Raw genomic sequence first — 23,395 nt, 5'->3', positions numbered from 1 at the left:
CAGTCGACTCATTAAGACACGCGTGGAGGCTTATGAACAAGAGCAACCAACGTTCACGGGGACCTTCACAAGTTACAATCAAATCTTTCGCAACCCATTTAGACAAGCATTTGGAACGCCTATCTAAGAGCCTTGTTGATGGAACCTTTAAGTTTTCCGCAGTTAGAGGTGCTACACTATCTAAGAAGGCAGGTAAGCCAGCAACTGCGCTAAATGCAGCGGATGCAGAAATAGAAAGACTTAACAACCTAAGGCCACTTAGGATACCAGATATACAAGATAGAATCATTCATAAGGCATTAGCGATACGTCTGGAAGCGCTACTTTCAGAAACTTTTAAGTTAGGTAACGAATGTAGCTTCGCTTATCAAAGCAAGATCGGTGTCGAGCATGCTATAGTTCAATTGGGTTTGTACTACAAAATGGGTTACAAATACATCCTTGAAGCTGATATCGTAAAGTTTTTCGACAACGTAGTTGCGGAAGATGTCTTAAAAAAAGTTAAGGTTGCTTTACCTGACACTACGATTGACAAGCTCCTAGACGGTGCTCTTAAGCAAGAGCTTAGCAACGTAGAAGAGTTAATGTCAAAGAAGGTTTATGAGAAATACTTCCAGGACTCTGAGAATGGCATTCCTCAGGGTAATGCCCTTTCGCCGTTGTTGGCAAACATCTACCTAAGTGATTTTGACCAGCGAATGCTTGAAGGTGGATATAAGATGGTCAGATATGCTGATGACTTTATAATACTCTGTAAGAGCATTGATGATGCTAAAAGTGCTTATGAGTTAGCTAAGGAAGAGCTTGAGGGCAAGCTTGGATTAACTCTACATCCTCTAAGAGAGATTAAAGGTGAAGGAGAGAAAGCCAGTATGATCAAAGACCCTCGTCAGCACAAGTTTAACTTCTTATCAATCAAGTTTGATGGAACTTCATTTACAGTAGAAGATGGTAAGGTAGCTAGCATAGTTGGAAAGCTTAAAACCCTTGCATGCAGAGAAGATTGCAATGCACTCTACCCACATGAGAAAGTTGGATTGTTTCAAGCGCTTAAAAAGGTCAGCAACGCCTTAGAAGGCTGGATTGCTTCATATGCCTTTGTTAATTGTGATGTACAGGTAGCGGAACTGGACAACCACGTTAACATTCAACTCTCTCGGCTATTTGAAAGCTATGGATTTGAACTTAAACCATCAAAGCTCAGGAAGACGGCAATTAAAGGCCACGCTAAAAAGCCATTGGGCTTAACTCCTGCTCAACGTGAGCTAAGTGGATTACCTAGTTGCATAAGCACACTTGAAAAAGCACGCCGAAACAGACTACCATTGAATGATTTACTTGATACACTTATCAAACAAGGAATTACTAACATCAAGAACTATAAGAGCGAAGGGGATACTGCTACCGAAAAAAAATCGGGGCTGTAGTGCCAGTACGGTCAGAACCTGAGCATCCATTAGCTCGAAGAGTTGTTTAAGCGAGTAAGGGATGCTCTGGATCTTTTAGGGTAGTTCCACCGTGCTATCGCAGGAAGATAGGTGTAATCCATTACCTAAGCTCATCACAACCGTACGCCAAGTTGCGTTACGCTTAACAAGCTTTTCAAGCACGTTACGCTTCACCATCCTTACGGCTGACTTGTCACACCGTTTGATGTTTGAGCAAAGTCATTACTTACGGTCGCTGCCCCTATCTTTTTACACGTTACGTTACCACTACACTCTTTAAAAAGGTAGTCGCGCCCCTATATTTTGCTCGCCTGCTGGTCATTCGGGCTTCCCAACTGTCACGGCTTTTGAATGCCCATGCACCACCCAAAGTCAAAAGCAGCGCCAGTTGCTTGTGGAAGCATACTGAGTGGTCGTACTAACGTACTGCCTCCACTCAGACCCGAACTCCACTCGCTGGGCGGCTTCGCTTCTTTCCTAGTCGAGAATTAAATTTATCTTTGTTAAATACACGTTAGTGAATGAAGAATTTCGATAGCAGAACCTATAGCATAAACGACTACCTTGAATGGTCAAATAACAATCAACTGGAGCTAAATCCAAAGTTCCAACGTAGATCCGTGTGGACCGATACCGCTCGTTCATTTCTTATGGATACAATCATAAGAGGCAAGCCGATACCAAAGGTGTTTATTAGGCAGAAGCTTAATATTCAAACACGGCAGTCTATAAGGGAGGTTGTGGATGGTCAACAACGACTACGGACGATACTTTCCTTCTTAAGGGATGGGTTTGTTATAAGTAAAAAGCACCATCCTCTATATGGAGGTCTATACTTCTCACAATTAGACAGGGTGGATCCTGATATACAAGGCTTCCTATTAAATTACGAGTTGTCAACTGACTTGTTGGTGAACATGCCTGACGCTGAAGTACTAGACATATTTAGTCGACTTAACTCTTATTCGGTGACCTTGAACGACCAAGAGAAGTTGAACGCTAATCATTTCGGCCCTTTTAAAACACTTGCTGACAGAGTAGCACATCAGTTCCATGAATTTTGGATTCGAAACAAGATACTTACTGATGCCGAAGTCTTAAGGATGGGGGATGTAACTCTAACAGCTGATTTGTTAATTGCTATGATAGAAGGAATCAAGAGTAAAAAGCAGATCAAGCCATATTATGCAACTTTCGAGAAGTCGTTTGACCCCTTACCTGAAGTATTAGAGGAGGACTTCGTAACGACGATTGATACCATTAAAGGATTGTTCGGTTCAGACCTGCGTTCAACGGAGTTTAGGAGAATTCATATCTTCTATAGTCTCTTTACTGCTCTTTACCATTTACAGCACGGACTGCGTAACATTAATCGGCCTGTCGTACCAATTGATCCTCATGACTACCCTAAGATAGCTTCGAAGCTTGAGCGAATTAACATTATATTTTCCGAGGACGCTTCTACTCAGCTTAAAGCTAGCGAAGCCGAGTTCTTAGAAGATAGCCGTAGAGCGACAACTGACACAACTGTACGTACACGACGAACAGAATTTCTTATTGACCTGATACTATCATAGTCACATGTCATTACAGGTGTCGCTTGATAGCTTTAGAGCATCTATTACCCTTATCAGGACCTATGTTAGTATTGCATTTCAGACTGATCCCGCAACAGGCCATTACATACTGACATCTGATCAACGTGAATTCATCACTGACTCGGCATTCCTAAAGGTGTTTATAGCATGGGAATCCTTTTTGGAAAGTGCTTTTAACAAATACATGTTGGGGATTGCGTCCATTAACGGGATTGTAATTGCAAGGCACGCATCACCAAGAGATGAAGTGCATGCAAATGATATGCTAATAGGTACACAGAAGTACGTCGATTGGACCCGTGGTGATGTAGTAGTAGCGCTCTCACGAATTTACTTTGATCCGGGTAATCCCTTTGAAGTAAACATTAACTCGCTGACATCTGACCTACAGGATTTGAAAACGGTAAGGAATTCTGCAGCACACATGTCCTCTACGACCAGTATTAAGCTAGATGCTTTGGCGACAAGACTCTTAGGCACAAGGGTGATTGGTGCCACTGTATCCAGTGTGATATTCGCTGTTGATCCAACGTCTACAACCAGTTCGACATTCTTTGATGTGTATCTTTCTAAGCTGGATGTTGCTGCCGAAGCCATTGCAAACGCATAGAGGGTGAATGACTTGATTGCAAATTACTAATTAGCCTAAACGCAAGTCACACAATCTTGCAATTAAACGCTAAGCTGATAAGCTTGGCGTTATTATTTTAATTGAGTTACTCTCTTCTCAAAGTTAGCCTCCCATCCGCACATAGTCGCTAACGCTTCAAGGTAGTATATCGTAATTGGGTATCCATTGTCATGGAGCCTCCAGCAATTACTCAATCTCCACCTTGCCTTAGTGCGTCTGTTCAGCGGTTCGCCTGTTCGAGAATTTCCTCGGATTAAACTTACTGCAATGACAGACATTAGACAACTACTTAAAGAGTTCGAATGCTTCGCTTACGGCCAATCGCTACACACAGCGTTTACAGACTTGTTAGATTGGACACTCATCCCCTTTAAACAATATCCTGATACCGCAAGTCAACAAGCAGCCTTCGATACATACCGCAACCATCCCAAAGTAAACCAACTAGTAAGGCTGATACAGTTGGTAGGCGAACTGTCAGAGGGCTTTTGTGACCCACTTGGTGAATTATATATGCAAGCAATAAGTAACGGACACAACGGCCAGTACTTTACACCTGAGCCAATGTGCGATATGATGGCTATAATGAGCGTAGGCAATCCTACAGATGGACAAAGCGTTGCTGATTGTGCTTGTGGTAGTGGTAGGATGCTACTTAGTGCAGCAAAGATCAACAGGCATCTTAAGCTTTACGGTGCAGACCTTGATATTACTTGCTGCAAGATGGCTTTGCTTAACCTGCTGCTTAATTCTTTACAGGGTGAAATAGCCCATATGAACTCATTAAGTAATGACTTCTACAGAGGCTACAAGGTGCAAACCACATTGGTTAATAGTTACCATATGCCTTACTATGTTGAGTTTGAAGAGCCTGAGCAAAGCTACATATGGCTTAAGCCTGTTAAGAAAGCTGCAACTAAGTTTAATAAGCCATTTGAGCCCGTAAGAGCTTCGCAGTCTATTAATGGTGTCCAAGGTAGCTTGTTCTAAGCCACCAAGCTTAAAGTGTTCCTCCAATTGTCTACATTCGTAGTGATACATACCGAATGAGCATATTCAATTCACCACGATTAAGAGAGAGGAAGCAGGGGCTAGCGTCGTTTGCAGAGCTAGCTAAGGATAAAAGCAGGTGCTTTATTATCCACTATTCCTGCGAATCCTTTGTAACCTTACATGGTAGAACGCCAAGAGTTACGTCAATTTGTATTAAGAGCTTAGGTACAGCTCAAACAATTTCGTTCTCCATCCACTTACAGGCTCAATTCGCTCGTCAAGGCTTTGACAGTCTTAGTGACGGCGACTATGATACCTTAGAAGTTGCGATGCTATCTGAATTCTCAACGTTCGTCAAGAGGCATTCAGGTTATAGATGGATTCACTGGAATATGCGAGATTCAAACTATGGATTTGAAGCTATCAACAATCGCTTGCGTATCTTGAATGGAGATACATTTGATATTGATGATGACCGCAAGTATGACTTTCCTCGAATGCTTGGGCTTATATACACCTATGGTTATGAAGCAAATAGGCCTAAGGGTAGATTACTGAACTTGGCTGAGCGTAATAACATAAGTACGATAAACGCTTTAACTGGTTCAGAGGAAGCAACAGCATTTGACAATAGACAATACCTTCAGCTTCATATGTCTACCTTGAAAAAGGTGGACGTTATCGAAAGCATTTTCCAACGAACTGAAGTAGGAGAGCTTAAAGTAAATGTAGATTGGAAAACAATCTATGGAACTTCACTAGTAGGCATTATTAATGTAGTGAACGAAACGCCTTGGTTGCTTGCCATTGTAAGCGTGATAAGCTTAATCGCAGGAGCTGCCCTAGAACCGATAATACAGCGCCTGTTCCATACGGCATAAATGAAACGTAATGAGTTTACCTAAGCACGAAAACCTATCAGTTAATCGACTTGCTGCTTGCTTCAACAATACCTCAGCAACCTATAAATTCTACTGGTTCTTATCTATCCTACAAGCTGTCGAGAGTGGTTTAACTATCATAAGCAAGCGAGAACTATTTGCTGGTATGGTTTCAAACGCCTGGTATACGGTTAACTACTTCCATGTGTCGTTCGGCAAGCAAGACAAGCTTCAAAGGGCGATTGAAGCTCTTATTGATTTCGAGGGAATGGAAGTAGATGCTAATTTAAAGGTGGTTAAAGAGCGACTGATGCAGACCGATAACAAAGCAACGGTTGCAGAGCTTAATTACTTCAATAGCCAAGTGCCTCATTGGTTCTTAGCGCCTTGGTTCCCTAAAGCAGATAGAGTAGAGATTTATAGCGGGTCTAACGACTACCTTAATGACTGCTTATACTCATTGAGTAATGATAGCCTAACGATCAATCCTAACTGGATTCATTACCTTACAACCAACGCAAGGGTGTTGAAAGACTTCTGCTATTGGAATCTTACGCTTTACTTGCAAACTAAGAACCCTAATGTACCTGACATAGCAGGTAAACTCATTAGGCCAGCGCTAAGAAACAGTTTAAGAGATCAGCGCGTGAACTTTTGGAACGTGGTAATAAATGAAATCGGCTCGATCGATTGCATATATACAGGTAAGCGTTTAACTGTTGGCGACTACGCCGTTGAACACTTCGTTCCATTTGCGTTCGTAGCTCACGATCTTATATGGAATCTTATACCTGCCGACATAGCATTTAACTGTAGTAAGAGCGACAAGCTACCTAGGCTAGACACTTACTTTGAGCCATTCTACAGACTACAGGCTACTGCAATAGAAATCGTGCAGCATGTTAACCCTAAGAATAAGTACTTAGAGGATTACTTAACCATTCTACCTGAACTCACCATGTTTACTAATAATAACAACCGCGCCAAGCAACGGTATAGGGAGCAACTGCAACCACTTCTTACTATTGCAGCTAACAACGGCTTTGAATACCTTAGCTTATAACTGTTTCAAGCTACCTGCGTCTGTCAATTGTAATTTGAACATGTTCGTTTGACATACCCATTGTGCCTAACTATCTTTACTAGCATAAGATACTTAGTTTATGAATCTAGATATTACATACAGGGCCGCGAAAGGGAATGCTAGCCGGATGATCAAGCAGGCAAACAATCAACAACTACAAGATACGCAGTTCGCAGAAACTGTGCGCCTACACTCTTCGATTAAGGCGCCAAAAGTTGAAAGGGATAAGCTCAAGGTAGAAAGCGGCATTCATACTGTTCGAAACGGTGATACACCCTTTGGTAGCGGATATAAATCGGGTGACCAGCTTAATGCTGTAAGTTACACAGTACCATTGAGTGGCGACAAATCGCTACTTGAAGCTGTGACACCTGTTGATGGCCGTAATTCATGGATAGATGAAGCAAACAACTTACGCTTTAGATATTTGACTGACAAGTCAATTACGGGGAACGAAACCCTGGTTAAGGAATTGAAAGATACGGCAGAAGGCTACATCACTAAGGTAGAACAAGCTTACGAAACAGTTAAGAGCGAGATAGAGAGCTTTAACACGGATACTCTAAAGAACTACGTTTTGGAAACGCTCTTAGCTGAGTCTGGCAGAAGGGAGACGGAAAGTTCTACTCTCAAGAACTTAAATCCGAACACTAGTAACTAGTCGAACTTTCAGGCTTAGTTGATATGATTAACAAACCAGGCTCCGTAGCTTGGTGTTTCACGGCATCGGTTCAAAGCTTTAGAACAAATCTTTCTGTCAAGTTGTTATTAGCACTCACTATAACCCATTGATATGAAGAAGCTACTTACAATGTTCGCCATGCTAATGATAGGCATGAGTACAGCCTTAGTTCAGGCACAGACAAAGAAAACCACCCAAGTAGTAACGACTACTAAGGCACACACTAAGAAGGACGGTACAGCTGATAAACGTTATAAAGAAAATAAGGCCAGTAGTTCAACTACAGTTGTAGGGCCTACTAAGAAAGATGGAACAGCCGATATGCGCTATAAGGCAAACAAGTCAACTGTTAAGAAGGTAACGCCAAAAAACTAAACACAAACGCCAGGCTTCACAGCTTGGCGTTATTGCGTTACAGAGGTTGTAGAACAAATGCTATTCATTGCAGAAGCTTGTCCAAAGTGCATCTAATTGCTTACCACAAGCCCACCAAAGCAGCGTTATACAATACGAACGCACTGCATTCGCAATGCGAATACACTGTATTCGTAAATCGAAAAGCATGGAATTGCTTGATAACCTCAAGCAGTAAGAATTAGTACAACACTGGCGAGATGGGCCGTTTGAACCCGTAAGGTCATCAATAATATTTATTGCCATAGGGGTAGCTAGCCTTGAACAGGCTGCTCAGAAATTTGTTATATACCAAACAGGTCGTTGGAATTAGGTAACTCGTAGTGACCTCAACTAAGGCTTAGTCCGTGTTCCAGGCATCAAGGCCTATAAATGGAATCAAAGCTCTGACGGTACCTACTTGTTGAATATATTTCAGGTTGAGCGAATTATTAGCTGCGCTAGGTTACAAGACCTGTCAAAAGGATTAATCTCAACCGACCTGTTTCATAGAACCTTTAGACAATGGATATAGCAAAGAAGTATTCTTACTTCATCGGTATTGATGTATCGCGTGATAAGCTTGATTGCGCAGTTATGAACGGTAGAAAGTTAGTAAGCCATACCGTAATTCCAAATGAACTTAAAGCGATACGAAGCTTCCTTAAGGACATCAAGCAGCTTCCCAAGTTCACAATTGGAAAGTCTTTATTCGGACTAGAACAAACAGGTATCTACACCAGTCACCTTTTGAATGCGTTGAAGCGCTTCAAAGGAAATGTTGTGTTAGAAGATGCCTTGCATATAAAAAGTTCTTTGGGTAAGATGAGAGGCAAATACGACAAGCTGGATGCCATCCGTATTGCAACCTTCTTGTACAAAACTAAGGAAGAAGCGAGGTTGTGGGCACAACGTAGACCCATCATTGACAAGTTAGCTCACCTCTCAAGCCTTAGGTTTAGATTAATCGGTTTAAGCCATGCCATACGTATTCCACTCAAGGAACAAACCGGCTTTTTAGACCCTGCAATTGTCACCACTATGACGAGTCTATGTAGCAATAGCATGTTGGCATTAAAGAACGACATTGACGAGGTTGATAAAGCAATCATAAGCACCGTTAAAGAGGACGAACGAACTAAGCGCTTATTTGAAATCATAACATCTGTGCCAAGTGTAGGGCCAGTTACAGCAGTTCAAATCATCATCACGACAAATGAATACAAGGACATTACTGATCCAAAGAAGTATGCATCATATGCTGGTGTAGCTCCTTTCAGAGATGAGTCGGGTATTGTAGTCGGAAAGGCTAAGATATCATCCTTAGCAAACAAGCGGGTGAAGACCCTTTTACATATCTGTGCTATTTCTTCAATCTCCTACCAATCCGACTTCAAAGCATATTATCAACGGAAAACAAAAGACGAAGGCAAATCTAAGATGTCTGTCCTCAACGCCGTCCGTTACAAAATCATACTAAGAATATTTGCCTGCTTAAACCAAGATCGTGTCTACCAAAAGGAGTACGTTCGCGCATCTGCACGACAAGTCGAACCTACTGGTTAATGCAATTGTTGAAATGGCGTTACCAAACTAGGGTACAAGTCAGGTACTGATTTGATGTGAAAGATACAGATGATGAGTGTTTGTTTTATAGGTTGATAGCACTCTAACGAGGATATAAGGTTGGCAATGGGAAGGGGGTGTTGTTCAGTGATTAACGCAAAGTTAGGCAACAGGAACAACACGTTTCAAGGAACTACGGCATAAACACCACCCTACGCACCGCCTTACATTTATTCCGTTCCTCCTTGACTTAGTTAGCTCCTTAGCCTATGTGTTTGCTTATTAACTAAACAACATAAGTATCATGAGTACACAATCCCTTGAAAAGAGTACTGCCGACGATAGGCAGTTCGACTACCAGCCAATTCCATTAGAACGGGTCAGTATGCGCCAAAAAGTGCGCCAAGCCATGCGCCAAACAGCACCAAGCTGAACAATTTATGTAACTTGCAACAGTGTAGTATTATAGCTATGCCATTAACTTAATTTAATTAATTCAATTCAAAAACCGCATTTACAGCTTGTATACGCAGATTAAGGCATAAAAAAAGCCCCTTAGTTATACTAAGGAGCTTCTCTCGCTTGTGCGCCCACCTGGGCTCGAACCAGGGACCAAAAGATTATGAGTCTTCTACTCTAACCAACTGAGCTATAGGCGCAGGAACTTGTTTTGTTTCCGGGTGCAATTTTACATATTTGCGGGCAAATAGCCAAACACAATATGCAAAATATTAAAAACATCATTTTCGACTATGGTAACGTTATTTTCAGCATAGATTTTGCCCGTGTACAGCAGTCTTTAAAGGAATTGGGTATCAGTAATGTAGATGAATTTTATGGGCATTTACAGCAAGACCCCATCTTTGATGCTTTTGACCGCGGACAAATTTCTGCGGGTCAGTTTCGTGACCGCATACGCGAAAAAAGTGGAAACCCAGAGCTCACCGACAATGAAATTGACGGAGCATGGAATAGTATATTGATTGGAATTGCCGATGGAAACCATGATTTGTTGCTCAAATTAAAAGGGAAATATCGGACTTTTCTGTTAAGCAACATTAATGAAATTCATTTCAGTTACATTATGAAGTATCTTAAAGATGAATATAGTTTCGACAACAATGACCACTTGTTTGAGAAAGTGTACTACTCGCACTTTACCGGAATGCGCAAACCGGAGCCTGCAATTTTTGAGAAAGTATTAAAAGAAAATAACCTTAACCCGGCCGAAACCTTGTTCGTAGATGATAGTCCGCAACATTTAGCAGCAGCCAAGGCTCTGGGTATACAAACATTCTTGATGACCGCCCCAGACACTATTCAGGCTTTTGCTCAACGTGAAGGGTTAATTTAGAAAGTCCACTTTTAGAACTTGTAAAAGTGCATCGTGAAATATCCAGCTTAAAAATACATCACTTGCATATGCTTGGTAAGCATATGCAAGTGATTAAATGAAGCCGAAGATATGTTGGAAAACTGGGAAACTTTACAGTCCCCTGCGCTTACGTTCTTTACTAATTAAGCCAAGTTCACGGCTTGTTTGGCCGGCTATAGAAGTGTTTTCCTGCGCACGGCGAAACAGGTATGGCATTACCGCCTTTACGGGTCCGTAAGGTACATACTTAGCTACGTTGTAACCGGCATTAGACAGGTTAAAACTCAGGTTATCGCTCATGCCCAATAATTGCGAAAAATAAACATGAGGGTGATTATGCGGAACATTCAATTCGTCCAGCAGATCGGCCAGCAAACGGCAACTTTCTTCACTATGAGTACCGGCAACCATGGCTATGCTTTCTACGTTGTTCACGCAAAAGCGCACGGCTTCGTTATAATCACGGTCACTTGACGCTTTATTGGGCTGTATGGGCGATGGGTAGCCCATTTCCTGCGCCCTTTTACGCTCTTTTTCCATGTAGGCACCTCGTACAATTTTTACGCCTAATAAAAAGCCTCCGGTACGGGATAAATCAAAATCAAGTTTTAACGATGCGAGTTTATCGTGGCGATAAAGCTGATACGTATTATAAACAATAGCTTTCTGCTGGTTAAATCGTTGCATCATACTCAATGCTAAATGGTCAATGGTCTTTTGAATCCAGCTTTCTTCGGCGTCAATCATAACCGGTATGCCAGCCTGGAATGCATTTTGGCAGATAGCTTTTACCCTATCCTGCACCTTCTGCCATTCTTGTTCTTCGGCAATAGTTAAACTTTGCCCTGTATCCAGCTTTTCTAATAACCCAAAACGCCCTACACCAGTTACTTTAAAAACAGTAAGCGGTATGGCCGCATCACCAGTGGCACGTTCAATAGTGCGTATAATTTCGTCTCGCGTATGGTCAAATACATGCTCATGCTCTTCGCCTTCTACGGAGTAATCTAAAATAGTTCCTACCCCGCCTTGTTGCAAATTTTTAATCGTACCGGCACACTCAGCAATAGTTTCGCCACCGCAAAATTGCTTGAAGATTGTGGCCTTAATAACACCTTTTATGGGCAGGCCAATGTTCAAGGCAAAGTTGGTCATGCCCGGCCCTATCTTCACTAAAAAATTATTATTGATGGCTTTAAACAACCAATACGCGCGATTCAAATCGGCATTATTGGCATGACGAAAGGCTATTTCTGTATTTTCGAAAGATAAATTACCCCTATGGGGCTGAGTGGAATTATTTTCAGCTAACATTGCGCAAAATTAGAAATTCAATCTATATAACTCATTTTCTGCTTCAATAGTTTATTTTTGTCAAATCATGATCGAATTTAAACTAAACGGCGAGTTTATCCCTCTAATACAATTGTTAAAGGCTACAGGTTTAGTTTACACCGGAGGCGAAGCGCAAATTGTAGTTACCGAAGGTGAAGTAAAGTACAATGGCGAAGTTGATTACCGCAAACGCTTAAAAGTAAAAAAAGGCGATGTAGTTGAGTTTCGCTCGAAAAAGATCATAGTGATTTAATTTTTTATGGATACGATTAATAGTATAGACTACCCCGTCTATTTTACCGATACCTTAACCGAACTGGTTAACTTAATAGAAAAAGGCAATTATTCACGTTGCTTTGTTTTAACAGATGAATATACAAGCGTACATTGTTTGCCGCTGCTGCAAATGTACCTGAGCGCTGCCGATAATTATGATTTAATTGAAGTAAGCGCCGGAGAAGAAAGCAAGACCATTGAATTTTGTGAAGGCATTTGGAACACGCTGATTGATTTTGGTGCCGACCGCCATGCGCTCATGATCAATTTAGGTGGGGGGGTTATTGGCGATATGGGGGGCTTTGCGGCCTCTGTTTATAAACGCGGGATAGATTTCGTCCAGGTGCCCACTACACTGCTTTCGCAGGTAGATGCATCTGTAGGTGGTAAAACCGGTATTGATTTTAATAATCTGAAAAATATCTTAGGCACCTTTACCTCACCAAAAGCAGTATTTATTGAGCCCGCATTTTTAGAAACACTGCCACCAAGGCAAATTCTCTCAGGTTATGCAGAAATGCTGAAGCATGGTTTAATACAAGATGCCGCCTACTGGAATTTATTGAAAGTGCAAAATATAGGTGTAGCACCACCGGCTGAGTTGGTGTATCAATCAGTAGTTATTAAGAACAAGGTGGTAGTGGCAGATCCTTTTGAAAAAGGTTTCCGTAAGTGCTTAAACTTTGGGCACACTGTTGGCCATGCAGTAGAAACCTACTCGCTGCAAAATGACAAGGTACATTTAACTCACGGCGAAGCCATAGCTATAGGAATGATCTGCGAAGCTTGGCTCTCGCACAAAAAAGCCGGTTTAAGCGCCGAAGAACTTGACGAGATTAGCACGGTACTAACCGGTCTGTATCCGAAATATGAAATAGATGATTCCTGCTACAGCTTGTTGCATAACTTGATGAAAACCGACAAAAAGAATCAGAACGGTTTAATTAACTGTACGTTGCTTAACAAAATTGGTCAGTGCAGCATAGACCACATATGCACTGAAGAAGAGCTTTGCCAGAGCCTAAGTTACTATAAGGGACTTTAAACTATAGTGGATGGGAACCCTGCTTATTGCGTAAACAGTGTTTCCATCCTTACTACTTCCTCTTCACTTACCAAAGGTAACTGTACAAAAAAGCTTGAACCGCTTACCGAATCGGATTCAAACCATATCCGGCCATTTTGCGCCTCGGTAAACTCTTTACATAATACCAGGCCTAACCCTACCCCCTTTTCGTTAGATGTACCGGCTGTTGAGTCCGAATTAAGATAAAAGATGTCTGTAGAAAGTTTCACAGGCTTGCCGGTACCACTATCTTTCACCATAAAGTGACATAAATCATCGTGTCGTTGCGCACTAAAAATAATGCGTCCGCCGGGTGCTGTAAATTTAATGGCGTTGTTAATTAAATTACGAATAACCAGTTGAAGCATGTCGCCGTTAGCAACAACTTCCAGCTTTGGATCTATAGAAATCTCCAACCTGATATTTTTACTCTCGGCAATCCGTATAAAAAGCAGCATTGGCGACGACAACAACTGATAAACATTGTAGGGGGATAGCTTGAACGACAAGCCTTGCATCTGGCTTTTAGACCACGATAGCACGTTGTTCAATAAATCGAGTGTGCTGCGGGTAGATTGCAACAAATCACTGTTTATTTTGAAACGCTCATCTTCACTAATATCTACCACAGTAAGCAGTTCGAGGTAGTTCTGAATATTGCTGAGCGGCGCCCTCAGGTCATGAGATATAATCGAAAACAACTTATTCTTCTCTTCGTTGAGCAACCGCATCATTGCGGTTTTCTGTTCGGCCGATTTACGTTCCGACTCGTAATTACGCCTTATAAGGTAAAAGCTGAATAGCGCAACCGCCACTACCGTAAAGTAAGCCGAAGTAATATCTACATAACGGTTAACTTCTTCATGATAGGCATTGGGTACTAATTCAGGGAAAGAATATTGTAAATAGTGCAAGCCCGAAACGATAATTACATTGGTAATAACCCACACCCAGTACTGGCTTACAGGCACAATAGCCACCATCATGACCATAGTTAATATAAAGAAAATATCGGTTGGGCCGTTTATGCCTGAGTTTAGAAAGAACACCGCTATAAACATTAGATCACCCGCAATACAAAAGATAAGCATAGCCAGCATGGTTTTGCGTTTTACTCTGGACAGGTAGTATAACGTTGCAAATAAAGCACCCACTAATGCACTTACCACCGCCACCCAAGGCAGCCCCACCATATAATTAAGCGGCACGTTGTAAGCAAGTGCCAGCACAGATATGAGGCAAATTGAATGAAATATACGCGTTGTAAGCGGAAACTGTGACACAGAACCATTTAGGCTGTGCCATATATGGAACAAATAGGATTTAATCTTGGGCATTGATCAATTAGAGCCTTAAATGTAATTATATATAATTATTTGCCACAACTAATCGCGCACTTTATAGTGCAACTTAACCAATAACAGCAATTGCTTAATTTGCAAGAAACTAACAGTTACAATAAGTCACGAAAAAAAATAAAATTTGGTTTACGCATCTTTTTTAAAATTTTCTCTTGACAAATTAATTTTAACTTGTAAATTTACACCAACAAAAAACAATGATCAACAACAGCGCATTCGGTTTCGGTTTCTATTACTTTTACTTTAGCAGTAAGAGCCGGGCCTGATATGCACTAACAAAACATACAAAATCAGAAAGTCCCGGCCTAACAAGACCGGGATTTTTTGTTTAACAGCGGTTTATGAAAAATCAACAGCCAAAGGTGGCTATACAGGGTATTCGCGCATCGTTTCATGAAGAGGCGGCTTTCCGATATTTCGGTACCGATATACAAACGGTAGAGTGTGGCTCGTTCAAACAAACGTTCGAGGCACTGAAGAATAAAGAAGCCGATTATGTGGTAATGGCTATTGAAAATAACATTGCCGGCAGCATACTGCCTAACTACTCCTTGTTAATGAGCTACAACTTCCCTATTGTAGGCGAGGTTTACCTGCCCATACAGCTGCATTTTTTAACCCTGCCCGGCGTTAAATTTGAAGATATTAAAACGGTAATATCTCACCCCATTGCGTTACGCCAGTGTATTGATTTTATGGATGAATACCCGCACATTAAAGTAGTGGAAAGCAGCGATACCGCTGCCTGCGCCAAACGCGTACATGAGGAGCAATTGACTGATACGGCCGCTATTGCCAACAGCCTTGCTGCCCGCATATACGAACTTGAAGTAAAAGAGCGCCGTATTGAAAGTAATAAAAAGAACTTTACCCGTTTCCTGATCTTTACCAGCCACGAAAACGCTAAACAAGTTAAGGCTAACAAAGCCTCTTTATGTTTCCAGGTGAGCAATGAAGTAGGCGCTTTGGCCAAGGTTTTAAATGTACTGGCCGAACAGGAAATTAATATGAGTAAAATTCAAAGCATGCCTGTGCTGGGTAAACGCAACGAATACAACTTCTACCTGGATGTTGAGTGGAACCAGCCCAGCCAATACGACACAGCCGTAAGGCAGATACTTAACTATACTAAAAATTTTAATATACTGGGCGAGTATGAGCGGTATATGGAAGACGTGGTTAACGGTTCCTAGTTAATGGATCATAAAGAAAAACAGTAAATAACATAAACTAAAAACATTCAATCACCCTCATGGCAATGAACTATCAACCATGAACTATTAACAAAAATATGAAACTTGATCTTAAAATACAGCCGCTTAGCTCTTGGATAACTGCTAAGGCCCAACCACTGCTTATTGCCGGTCCTTGCAGCGCCGAAACCGAAGAACAACTGGTAGCCACTGCGCATTTGCTGGCAGCTACTGGTAAAGTAACCGCCCTGCGCGCAGGCATTTGGAAACCTCGTACCCGCCCTGGTGAGTTTGAAGGTATTGGCAGTATTGGTTTAGAATGGTTAAAACGTGCAAAAGCCGAAACCGGTTTGCCAACTGCCGTGGAAGTAGCTACCGCCAAACACGTAGAGGAAGCTCTAAAAGGTGGTGTAGATATCCTTTGGATAGGTGCACGTTCAACCGCTAACCCATTTACCGTACAAGAAATTGCCGATGCATTAAAAGGCGTAGATATTCCGGTAATGATCAAAAACCCGGTTAACCCTGATCTTTCTTTATGGATAGGCGCCTTAGAGCGCGTTAACAATGCAGGCATTACCAAATTGGCGGCTATTCACCGCGGTTTCTCATCATACGAAAAAACAGCATTCCGTAACGAACCGATGTGGGATTTGGCCATCAACCTGAAAACCCATGCGCCAGAATTGCCTATTATTTGCGATCCAAGCCATATTTCGGGTAATCGCGAGCTGATTCCATACGTGTCGCAAAAAGCCTTGGATATGGATATGCAGGGTTTAATGATAGAATCGCACATTGACCCGTCTGTAGCATGGACCGATGCTAAACAACAAGTAACCCCAGCTGCTTTAGTTGAACTGATTGACCGCCTTACTCTGCGCAAGCCGGAGGTAGTTAACAAAGATGTAAAAGATAAACTGGCCGACCTTCGCGATAACATTGATAAAATTGACGACCTGGTAATTGCCAAGCTTGCCGAACGCATGAAAATTGTAGAACAAATTGGTAACTACAAAAAGGATAACGGCATTACTATTTTACAAGTGAACCGTTGGGATGAAATTTTGCAAAAACGCACCAACTATGGTAAAGCACTTAACTTAAACCCGGAGTTTACCGAGAAACTTTTAGAATTGATTCACGGCGAATCTATCCGTAAACAAACCGAAATTATGAATAAAGGTCAGGGTAATGCCCCCGTTCAGGAGCAGTTAACGCATTCTTAGTAGTACTACTTCTTTATGTCATTGCGAGCGGTAGCATGGCAATCTCACACGCAAGGTAACCCAAGCGCATGAGATTGCCACGTCGCTATTGCTCCTCGCAATGACATTTCTTTAATTTCCATTACCTCCATGTCAAAAAACATAACGGTTAGCCGTAACAACAAAAAAATAAACGCCACTATTCAACTCACCGGCTCCAAAAGCGAGTGCAACCGGGCACTGGTTATTGAAGCGCTGAGCAAAGGAAAGGTAAAGGTTACTAACGTATCTGATGCTGCCGATGCGGTAACCCTGGCGGGAATATTAAGAAATGTTGCCAGTTCTCAGTTGTCAGTTACCGGTGAAAACCCATTACAGACAACAGACAACGGCCCACAGACAACCGATATTGGTCCGGCAGGTACAGCCATGCGTTTTTTAACGGCACATTTCACCTTGCAAAACGGCGAAGTACTGCTAACCGGCACCGAGCGTATGAAACAGCGCCCCATCGGCATTTTGGTTGATGCACTAAGAACTTTAGGCGCTAACATTAGCTATGCTGAAAACGAAGGATACCCTCCCCTGCAAATAAAAGGTGGTTTTGAGCAGTTGACTGATAATATTACCATTAAAGGTGATATAAGCAGCCAATACATTACAGCACTATTACTGATTGCAAACAGCCTACCCAAAGGATTAAATCTACATATCGATGGTGAGCTGACCTCCCGCCCTTATGTGGAGATGACTTTGAGTATGTTACAGCAAGCCGGCATTCAGCATCAATGGACCGATAACGTCATCAGCATTGCGCCGCAGGAGTTCCAGGAAACAAATATTTGGGTAGAACCCGACTGGAGCGCTGCTTCTTACTGGTATGCTGTTGCTGCCCTGGCCGACGAAGCCGAATTATTTCTACCAGGCCTGACTTCTTACAGCCTGCAAGGCGACAGCGTAATTACCGAATTGATGGCCAATTTTGGTATCACCTCCCAATTTAAAGATGGCGGTGTTTATTTGAAAAAAGAGCCTAAACCCATCATCCGTAAGATATTCGACCTTAAATCGTGTCCCGATCTGGCTCAAACGCTCATTGTAGTGTGCGCGGCCTTAGGTCATGATGCAACCTTTACAGGCCTCGAAACCCTTAAAATTAAGGAAACCGACCGCATTGCTGCCTTGCAAAATGAGTTAGTAAAAATGGGCGTACGCCTCACCGAAAAGGGTATGGTATATAAATTAGATTGTAGTCATAAATTCATCCCCGAACGTATGACCGTAAAGACTTACGAGGATCACCGAATGGCTATGGCCTTTGCCCCGCTTGCATTGGTTATTCCACAGGTAGAAATTGAAGATGCTGAAGTGGTTAACAAATCATATCCAGCATTTTGGGATGATTTTGAGAAGGCTGGGTTTATACTATCTAAGTAACATCCAATGTCATGCTGAGCTTGTCGAAGAATTCGCCGCTTTGCTAAGGCTTCGACAAACTCAGACTGACATCAACAAACAGGAATCACTTATCTTTTGAACCCTCGAGCCTGCTTTCACTTCGGTGTTGCTTGTAAATCTTTTCTAACACCGGCGAAGGGTGTTTAATTAAAAAGATGCCGGTGCCATATTCACGGGAAAGTTTGTTGTCCACTCCACCTACCCTCTTATAACTTTCTACCACTGGCTTTAAGTCGCTTACATCGTTATCGTCACTTACGTAAATGATGTAATCTGCCTTCAAGCTTTCCGGTGCCCAAAGGGCGAAACTGCTGTTCAGGCAAATTGCCTGGGGCAAATTATATTTCTTTTGGTAAGTGGCTAAAGCACCGGCTTCGCCGTAGTTGTCGGCAAAAATTACAGTATGCTTTTGTTGCTCTGGTGACAGGGCACGGTAAGCAGCCGCGGTCTTAGCAACCATTTCATCCCAGCCTAACATATCTGCGTAATCTTGAGTGAGAGGGTGCTGTTTTTGGTCTTCCCAGGTCACTGTAAAGCGCATAAAATGTGCGTGCCGGCGGTAATACCCAATAAGATCAAGGGTTTGATTAAGTGTTAATATGGGCAGCGCTATAGGAAGCAGAAGTAAATTGGGTAGTATTAAAAGCAGAGGAACTGCCAAACGGAGCAGGTAATTTTTTAACAAAGTTGATATGCCGTATCCGCCAGCGGCAAATAGCATAGGGTAAGCCGCCAGCAGGTAATAAGCCTTGCCGTTCATTTTTAGTAAGAATGCGAACACCAATATATAAGCAAAGGCTAAAAAGCGGTATTTACTAAGCGATTTGTGAAAGAGCATGTAGCCTAATCCTGTAATCCAAACTATAAAAGAGGCACCGTGCATTAAAAACTGTTGTATAATGAAATCGGCTGGTTTCACATAATCTAACTGTTGCTTTTGCAACATACTCATATGCGTAGCCACCGGCCAATGGTGCAGGTATTGCCAAATGACATTAGGCAAGAAAATAAGGGTAGAAATTGCAATAGTAATCAGCATCTCCCTGCGCCATAGAAGCCCGCGTTGAGGAGTAAGCAACATACCTAACAGCAAGGCCCCTGCAAAAAAGCCCATGGTATATTTCGTAAGCAAGCCTAAACCTATTACCGCGCCTAACCAATACAGATAGTGAGGCTGATTGGTATTCACATACTTAACTGATAAATAGGCAGCTACTAACCACCACAATTGATCGAACACCACCGGCTGAAACAGGTACCCACTTGCTGCCATTCCAGGAGAGAAAATAACGCACAAACAAGCCAGCGCTATGGCAAAGCGTCTCCCGCCAAACTCTGTTACCAATAAGCCGGTAAACCATACCATTAAGGCACTGGCTATGGCGGGGAAAACACGGGCCGCCGCTACCGATGAGCCGAACACGGTAGTGCTGATTTTAGCCAGTAACGCAATAAACGGCGGTACCTCCATGTAGCCCCAGTCCAGGTGATTGCCTAAAACCAGGTGCAGCATTTCATCTCGGTGAAAACCAAAGTGATTGATAGCCAGCAATAACAGCAAAGCTTTTAGTGCAACAAAGCAGCCGATAAAAGGCACATATGCTTTAGCAGAAATTTTTTGTGATGTAAGCATGATAGGTTTGGCTTAAAATTAAACAACTATTTGATAATTTGCTCCCGTCTACTCAATCTCTATGAAAATACACATCAAAAATATGGTTTGCCACCGCTGTAAGCTTGCCGTTGAAAACGAGTTGCAGCAAAGCGGCTATCATCCGCAGCAAATTGAGTTGGGCGAGGTAACAATTGAAGAAGAATTAAATCATCAACAGTTAGAAGCGTTAAACGGTCGCCTCAGGCATTTAGGATTTGAGTTGATAGACGACCGCAAAGTCAGGCTGGTAGAAAAAATCAAGAACGTCATCATACAATTGGTGCATCACAGCAATGATACGTTAACGGTCAACCTTTCCAGCTACTTAGCCAATCAACTGCATTATGATTATAATTACCTAAGCAACCTTTTTTCTGAAGCTGAAGGCACTACTGTTGAGAAATATTACATCAGCCAAAAAATAGAAAAAGTAAAAGAGCTGCTTATTTATGATGAACTTACCCTAAGTCAGATTGCCTATCGCATGGGTTATAGCAGCGTAGCTTACCTGAGCAGCCAGTTTAAAAAGGAAACAGGATTAACGCCCAGCCATTTTAAGCATATAAAAGACAATAAGCGCCGCAATATATAGGAACTGTAAATTTCGAAACATCATATCCAAATTGTATAAAGTTACAGGGCTTAACGGCTGTATCTTTGTGATATAAATAATACAGTTATGAAACATACTTATCAAGTAACCGGAATGACCTGTTCCGGTTGTCAATATAAAGTGCAGCACCTTTTGGGCAAGGTAGAGCATGTGCAAGAGGCGATTGTAGACTTAGCCAATGGCGAAGTAACCGTGGAAATGGATAAACACATTAACACGCCAACGTTGCAAGCGGCCTTAAAAGACTACCCTAAATACCAGCTAACCGATGCACATGCCATAGCCAGCCCCATTAGCAGCAATATGGAAGCCGAATCCAAATCGTGGTTTGAAACTTATAAGCCTATTGTGCTCATCTTTGCCTATGTGTTCACCGTTTCCATAATTGCTGGTTCTACCGTACTGGGCTTTGATGAAATGGTGGCTATGCGGGTATTTATGGCCGGCTTCTTTTTAGTGTTCTCCTTTTTTAAGCTATTAAATTTAGAGGGCTTTGCCGATAGTTACGCCATGTATGATGTGATTGCCCGTAGGTTTAAAGCATGGGGATATATATATGCGTTGATCGAATTGGGATTAGGCATTGCTTATGCCGCCAACTTTAACCCGGTAGTAACCAACGTTGTTACTTTACTGGTAATGGTAGTTAGCATTATTGGCGTACTGAAAAGCGTGCTTAACAAAAAGGCTATTAAATGTGCCTGCTTAGGTGCCGTATTTAATTTACCTATGAGTACCGTAACCATTATTGAAGACGGACTGATGATAGCCATGAGTGCAGTAATGTTATTCAGCCTATAACAAATTACAGTAAATGGCAGTTCAGCCTTCCCTTATTAACAGATACAGGCAACTTTTAAACGAAGTGTTACCAGCATCGTTTACCCAACCTGTACGCCACAACCATTGCTTCAACCGAATTGTATTAGACTGGCTATTCAGCGATATTTGGTATAATCATCTTGACAAGTCAAAAACCGCCATTAGCCAGTTGAACGACGAGCAGTTGTGTAGGATGATTGAAAGAATGCAGCTATGGTTAAAGCAACCGGAGGTGTTGTTTGAGGATAATAAGCTGTCGCTGGCTTACCGAAGGAAAGCCTAACAAAGCTTTTCTCACTGATGAATCACCGTCATTATTGTGCGAAACAATCCCTGCGTCGATTAGTCAGGCCGCTATCTATCGTGCAGAGATTGCTTCGTACCTTGAAATAACATGTTGGTAAAGCTAATTACAATTTAGCAGTCTTATTCCTCAACCAATGGTCGGCCAGCACCAGTGCGGCCATGGCTTCTACAATAGGCACGGCGCGTGGTACAACGCAAGGGTCATGGCGGCCTTTACCTTGAATCTGGGCGGCATTGCCTTCGGCATCTACCGTGTTTTGATTGGTCATAATAGTGGCTACAGGTTTAAAAGCCACCTTAAATTCGATAGGCATGCCATTACTTATACCACCCTGTATACCGCCCGAATAGTTGGTGATGGTTTTCACCTGCTCTTCTGTACCTTTAATAAATATATCGTTATGCTCCGATCCCAGCATTTCGCTGCCGGTAAAACCCGAACCATATTCAAAACCGTGTACGGCGTTAATGCTCAGCATGGCTTTACCCAAATCGGCATGTAGTTTATCGAATACGGGCTCACCTAAGCCCACCGGACAATTGGTAATAGTACAACTTACCTTACCGCCAATGGTATCGCCCTGCTTACGTATTTCGTCTATCCGGGCTATCATTTCTTCGGCCGTTGCCGGGTCGGCACAGCGTACAATATTTGCTTCACGGATAGCTATAAAATCTTCGGCCGATTCGATGCTGATGTTTGGCGCCTCAATCTTACCCACACTACTAACATGCGCAAGAACTTCAATTCCTTGCGATTTCAGCAGCAATTTTGCAATAGCACCCGCAGCCACCCGTGCAGCCGTTTCGCGGGCCGATGAACGCCCTCCGCCCCTATGATCGCGAATGCCATACTTGTGGTGGTAAGTATAATCGGCGTGCGATGGGCGAAACACATCGGTATTATGGCCGTAGTCTTTAGAACGCTGATCTTCATTTGGGATGAGCATGGCTATGGGCGTACCAGTGGTCATACCCTCAAAGGTACCTGATAAAATTTGCACAGTGTCCGCTTCCTTGCGTTGCGTAGTGATTTTAGATTGGCCAGGTTTACGCTTGTCGAGTTCAGCTTGAATATAATCTAAGTCTATAGTTAAACCAGCGGGACATCCGTCTACAATTACCCCTATAGCCACGCCATGCGATTCGCCAAAGGTTGTGATCTTAAATAGTTGTCCGAAAGAATTGCCTGCCATGATTGATTGATTTTGATTTCACAGATTACTTCGGTGATTTCACAGATGTATTTGTGATTTTACTAATGGGCAAATATGTGATTTTTGTTTGAATTTGACTGTACCGGAATTTACAGAACAACATTTAATCATGTCATTGCTGTAAGGGTTTAGTAATTCGAGGACAAACAGATGATTTAAGATATGTTGTTTAGGGTGGTCATTTCGATAGGTTTTTTACCGCCTATACCTTGATGTGGCCTTTCCCAGTTGTAAT

Annotated in this window: 23 protein-coding genes and 1 tRNA gene; 19 read left to right on the top strand and 5 right to left on the bottom strand. The window is 42.3% G+C overall.

Annotated features, from left to right (window positions below):
- Nucleotides 1–32: 32 nt before the first annotated feature.
- The 10 genes from IEV61_RS14275 to IEV61_RS20700 all read left to right on the top strand — a co-directional run bounded on the left by IEV61_RS14275 (nt 33) and on the right by IEV61_RS20700 (nt 9,709).
- Nucleotides 33–1,427 carry a reverse transcriptase domain-containing protein gene (locus IEV61_RS14275; protein ID WP_188417713.1) on the top strand — a complete coding sequence of 465 codons (1,395 nt, stop codon included), beginning with the start codon at nt 33–35 and terminating at the stop codon, nt 1,425–1,427.
- A 542-nt stretch (nt 1,428–1,969) separates the two neighbouring features.
- Nucleotides 1,970–3,025: a DUF262 domain-containing protein gene (locus IEV61_RS14270; protein WP_188417712.1), complete on the top strand. Its 1,056-nt coding sequence runs from the start codon at nt 1,970–1,972 to the stop codon at nt 3,023–3,025.
- A 4-nt stretch (nt 3,026–3,029) separates the two neighbouring features.
- Nucleotides 3,030–3,656: a hypothetical protein gene (locus IEV61_RS14265; protein ID WP_188417711.1), complete on the top strand. Its 627-nt coding sequence runs from the start codon at nt 3,030–3,032 to the stop codon at nt 3,654–3,656.
- Between the two features lie 288 nt (nt 3,657–3,944).
- Entirely contained in the window at nt 3,945–4,667 is a 723-nt protein-coding gene (locus tag IEV61_RS14260; protein WP_188417710.1) for an N-6 DNA methylase, read from the top strand.
- 56 nt (nt 4,668–4,723) lie between these two features.
- The gene (locus IEV61_RS14255) at nt 4,724–5,551 is read left to right on the top strand and encodes a hypothetical protein (RefSeq protein WP_188417709.1); all 828 of its coding nucleotides are present in this window, start codon (nt 4,724–4,726) and stop codon (nt 5,549–5,551) included.
- A 166-nt stretch (nt 5,552–5,717) separates the two neighbouring features.
- Complete coding sequence (locus IEV61_RS14250) at nt 5,718–6,614, top strand: HNH endonuclease domain-containing protein (protein WP_229747147.1); 897 nt, start codon at nt 5,718–5,720, stop codon at nt 6,612–6,614.
- Nucleotides 6,615–6,762: 148 nt separating this feature from the next.
- Entirely contained in the window at nt 6,763–7,296 is a 534-nt protein-coding gene (locus tag IEV61_RS14245; protein WP_188417707.1) for a hypothetical protein, read from the top strand.
- Between the two features lie 132 nt (nt 7,297–7,428).
- Nucleotides 7,429–7,692 carry a hypothetical protein gene (locus IEV61_RS14240; RefSeq protein ID WP_188417706.1) on the top strand — a complete coding sequence of 88 codons (264 nt, stop codon included), beginning with the start codon at nt 7,429–7,431 and terminating at the stop codon, nt 7,690–7,692.
- A 543-nt stretch (nt 7,693–8,235) separates the two neighbouring features.
- A complete protein-coding gene (locus tag IEV61_RS14235; RefSeq protein ID WP_188417705.1) occupies nt 8,236–9,276 on the top strand; it encodes a transposase in 1,041 nt (346 codons plus the stop codon).
- A gap of 304 nt (nt 9,277–9,580) precedes the next feature.
- Nucleotides 9,581–9,709: a hypothetical protein gene (locus IEV61_RS20700; RefSeq protein ID WP_262890606.1), complete on the top strand. Its 129-nt coding sequence runs from the start codon at nt 9,581–9,583 to the stop codon at nt 9,707–9,709.
- Nucleotides 9,710–9,861: 152 nt separating this feature from the next.
- On the opposite strand, the gene IEV61_RS14230 is transcribed toward IEV61_RS20700, so the two are convergent.
- Nucleotides 9,862–9,935, bottom strand: a tRNA-Ile gene (locus tag IEV61_RS14230).
- A 62-nt stretch (nt 9,936–9,997) separates the two neighbouring features.
- Here IEV61_RS14230 and IEV61_RS14225 point away from each other — a divergent pair.
- Nucleotides 9,998–10,630 carry an HAD family hydrolase gene (locus IEV61_RS14225; protein ID WP_188417704.1) on the top strand — a complete coding sequence of 211 codons (633 nt, stop codon included), beginning with the start codon at nt 9,998–10,000 and terminating at the stop codon, nt 10,628–10,630.
- Between the two features lie 132 nt (nt 10,631–10,762).
- On the opposite strand, the gene IEV61_RS14220 is transcribed toward IEV61_RS14225, so the two are convergent.
- On the bottom strand, nt 10,763–11,965 hold the full coding sequence (locus IEV61_RS14220) for a proline dehydrogenase family protein (RefSeq protein WP_188417703.1): 1,203 nt from the start codon (nt 11,963–11,965) through the stop codon (nt 10,763–10,765).
- Between the two features lie 67 nt (nt 11,966–12,032).
- On the opposite strand from IEV61_RS14220, the gene IEV61_RS14215 reads away from it, so the two are divergent.
- Both IEV61_RS14215 and aroB read left to right on the top strand, forming a co-directional pair.
- Nucleotides 12,033–12,239 carry an RNA-binding S4 domain-containing protein gene (locus tag IEV61_RS14215; protein WP_188417702.1) on the top strand — a complete coding sequence of 69 codons (207 nt, stop codon included), beginning with the start codon at nt 12,033–12,035 and terminating at the stop codon, nt 12,237–12,239.
- A gap of 6 nt (nt 12,240–12,245) precedes the next feature.
- Complete coding sequence (aroB, locus tag IEV61_RS14210; protein ID WP_188417701.1) at nt 12,246–13,307, top strand: 3-dehydroquinate synthase; 1,062 nt, start codon at nt 12,246–12,248, stop codon at nt 13,305–13,307.
- Between the two features lie 23 nt (nt 13,308–13,330).
- On the opposite strand, the gene IEV61_RS14205 is transcribed toward aroB, so the two are convergent.
- A complete protein-coding gene (locus IEV61_RS14205; protein WP_188417700.1) occupies nt 13,331–14,557 on the bottom strand; it encodes a sensor histidine kinase in 1,227 nt (408 codons plus the stop codon).
- Between the two features lie 473 nt (nt 14,558–15,030).
- Here IEV61_RS14205 and IEV61_RS14200 point away from each other — a divergent pair, with 473 nt between their 5' ends.
- From IEV61_RS14200 to aroA, 3 genes are all read left to right on the top strand, one after another.
- Complete coding sequence (locus IEV61_RS14200) at nt 15,031–15,882, top strand: prephenate dehydratase (RefSeq protein ID WP_188417699.1); 852 nt, start codon at nt 15,031–15,033, stop codon at nt 15,880–15,882.
- 98 nt (nt 15,883–15,980) lie between these two features.
- Complete coding sequence (locus IEV61_RS14195; protein ID WP_188417698.1) at nt 15,981–17,111, top strand: chorismate mutase; 1,131 nt, start codon at nt 15,981–15,983, stop codon at nt 17,109–17,111.
- 129 nt (nt 17,112–17,240) lie between these two features.
- The gene (gene aroA / locus IEV61_RS14190; RefSeq protein WP_188417697.1) at nt 17,241–18,527 is read left to right on the top strand and encodes a 3-phosphoshikimate 1-carboxyvinyltransferase; all 1,287 of its coding nucleotides are present in this window, start codon (nt 17,241–17,243) and stop codon (nt 18,525–18,527) included.
- 85 nt (nt 18,528–18,612) lie between these two features.
- Here the strand turns inward: aroA and IEV61_RS14185 are convergent, their stop codons facing one another.
- Nucleotides 18,613–20,181: an ArnT family glycosyltransferase gene (locus IEV61_RS14185; RefSeq protein WP_188417696.1), complete on the bottom strand. Its 1,569-nt coding sequence runs from the start codon at nt 20,179–20,181 to the stop codon at nt 18,613–18,615.
- A 61-nt stretch (nt 20,182–20,242) separates the two neighbouring features.
- Here IEV61_RS14185 and IEV61_RS14180 point away from each other — a divergent pair, with 61 nt between their 5' ends.
- The 3 genes from IEV61_RS14180 (at nt 20,243) to IEV61_RS14170 (ending at nt 21,920) form a co-directional block, all read left to right on the top strand.
- The gene (locus IEV61_RS14180) at nt 20,243–20,794 is read left to right on the top strand and encodes a helix-turn-helix domain-containing protein (protein ID WP_188417695.1); all 552 of its coding nucleotides are present in this window, start codon (nt 20,243–20,245) and stop codon (nt 20,792–20,794) included.
- An 87-nt stretch (nt 20,795–20,881) separates the two neighbouring features.
- Entirely contained in the window at nt 20,882–21,616 is a 735-nt protein-coding gene (locus IEV61_RS14175) for a heavy metal translocating P-type ATPase (RefSeq protein WP_188417694.1), read from the top strand.
- A 13-nt stretch (nt 21,617–21,629) separates the two neighbouring features.
- On the top strand, nt 21,630–21,920 hold the full coding sequence (locus tag IEV61_RS14170; RefSeq protein ID WP_188417693.1) for a hypothetical protein: 291 nt from the start codon (nt 21,630–21,632) through the stop codon (nt 21,918–21,920).
- A gap of 127 nt (nt 21,921–22,047) precedes the next feature.
- Here the strand turns inward: IEV61_RS14170 and aroC are convergent, their stop codons facing one another.
- Nucleotides 22,048–23,139: a chorismate synthase gene (gene aroC, locus IEV61_RS14165; protein WP_188417692.1), complete on the bottom strand. Its 1,092-nt coding sequence runs from the start codon at nt 23,137–23,139 to the stop codon at nt 22,048–22,050.
- Between the last annotated feature and the right edge of the window lie 256 nt (nt 23,140–23,395).

The sequence above is a fragment of the Mucilaginibacter galii genome (assembly GCF_014635825.1).
Lineage (GTDB): Bacteria > Bacteroidota > Bacteroidia > Sphingobacteriales > Sphingobacteriaceae > Mucilaginibacter > Mucilaginibacter galii.
This window is presented reverse-complemented; position numbering and strand designations above follow the sequence as displayed.

Bases quoted from the DNA above. Each gene is read 5' to 3' on its own strand.
- IEV61_RS14175 (WP_188417694.1), top strand. From the start codon at position 20,882: ATGAAACATACTTATCAAGTAACCGGAATGACCTGTTCCGGTTGTCAA.
- aroA (WP_188417697.1), top strand. From the start codon at position 17,241: ATGTCAAAAAACATAACGGTTAGCCGTAACAACAAAAAAATAAACGCC.
- IEV61_RS14220 (WP_188417703.1), bottom strand. From the start codon at position 11,965: ATGTTAGCTGAAAATAATTCCACTCAGCCCCATAGGGGTAATTTATCT.
- IEV61_RS14225 (WP_188417704.1), top strand. From the start codon at position 9,998: ATGCAAAATATTAAAAACATCATTTTCGACTATGGTAACGTTATTTTC.
- IEV61_RS14240 (WP_188417706.1), top strand. From the start codon at position 7,429: ATGAAGAAGCTACTTACAATGTTCGCCATGCTAATGATAGGCATGAGT.
- IEV61_RS14235 (WP_188417705.1), top strand. From the start codon at position 8,236: ATGGATATAGCAAAGAAGTATTCTTACTTCATCGGTATTGATGTATCG.
- IEV61_RS14265 (WP_188417711.1), top strand. From the start codon at position 3,030: ATGTCATTACAGGTGTCGCTTGATAGCTTTAGAGCATCTATTACCCTT.
- IEV61_RS14260 (WP_188417710.1), top strand. From the start codon at position 3,945: ATGACAGACATTAGACAACTACTTAAAGAGTTCGAATGCTTCGCTTAC.
- IEV61_RS14195 (WP_188417698.1), top strand. From the start codon at position 15,981: ATGAAACTTGATCTTAAAATACAGCCGCTTAGCTCTTGGATAACTGCT.
- IEV61_RS14200 (WP_188417699.1), top strand. From the start codon at position 15,031: ATGAAAAATCAACAGCCAAAGGTGGCTATACAGGGTATTCGCGCATCG.
- IEV61_RS14245 (WP_188417707.1), top strand. From the start codon at position 6,763: ATGATCAAGCAGGCAAACAATCAACAACTACAAGATACGCAGTTCGCA.
- IEV61_RS14215 (WP_188417702.1), top strand. From the start codon at position 12,033: ATGATCGAATTTAAACTAAACGGCGAGTTTATCCCTCTAATACAATTG.
- aroC (WP_188417692.1), bottom strand. From the start codon at position 23,139: ATGGCAGGCAATTCTTTCGGACAACTATTTAAGATCACAACCTTTGGC.
- IEV61_RS14180 (WP_188417695.1), top strand. From the start codon at position 20,243: ATGAAAATACACATCAAAAATATGGTTTGCCACCGCTGTAAGCTTGCC.
- IEV61_RS14170 (WP_188417693.1), top strand. From the start codon at position 21,630: ATGGCAGTTCAGCCTTCCCTTATTAACAGATACAGGCAACTTTTAAAC.
- IEV61_RS14270 (WP_188417712.1), top strand. From the start codon at position 1,970: ATGAAGAATTTCGATAGCAGAACCTATAGCATAAACGACTACCTTGAA.
- IEV61_RS14255 (WP_188417709.1), top strand. From the start codon at position 4,724: ATGAGCATATTCAATTCACCACGATTAAGAGAGAGGAAGCAGGGGCTA.
- IEV61_RS14250 (WP_229747147.1), top strand. From the start codon at position 5,718: ATGGTTTCAAACGCCTGGTATACGGTTAACTACTTCCATGTGTCGTTC.
- aroB (WP_188417701.1), top strand. From the start codon at position 12,246: ATGGATACGATTAATAGTATAGACTACCCCGTCTATTTTACCGATACC.
- IEV61_RS14275 (WP_188417713.1), top strand. From the start codon at position 33: ATGAACAAGAGCAACCAACGTTCACGGGGACCTTCACAAGTTACAATC.
- IEV61_RS14185 (WP_188417696.1), bottom strand. From the start codon at position 20,181: ATGCTTACATCACAAAAAATTTCTGCTAAAGCATATGTGCCTTTTATC.
- IEV61_RS20700 (WP_262890606.1), top strand. From the start codon at position 9,581: ATGAGTACACAATCCCTTGAAAAGAGTACTGCCGACGATAGGCAGTTC.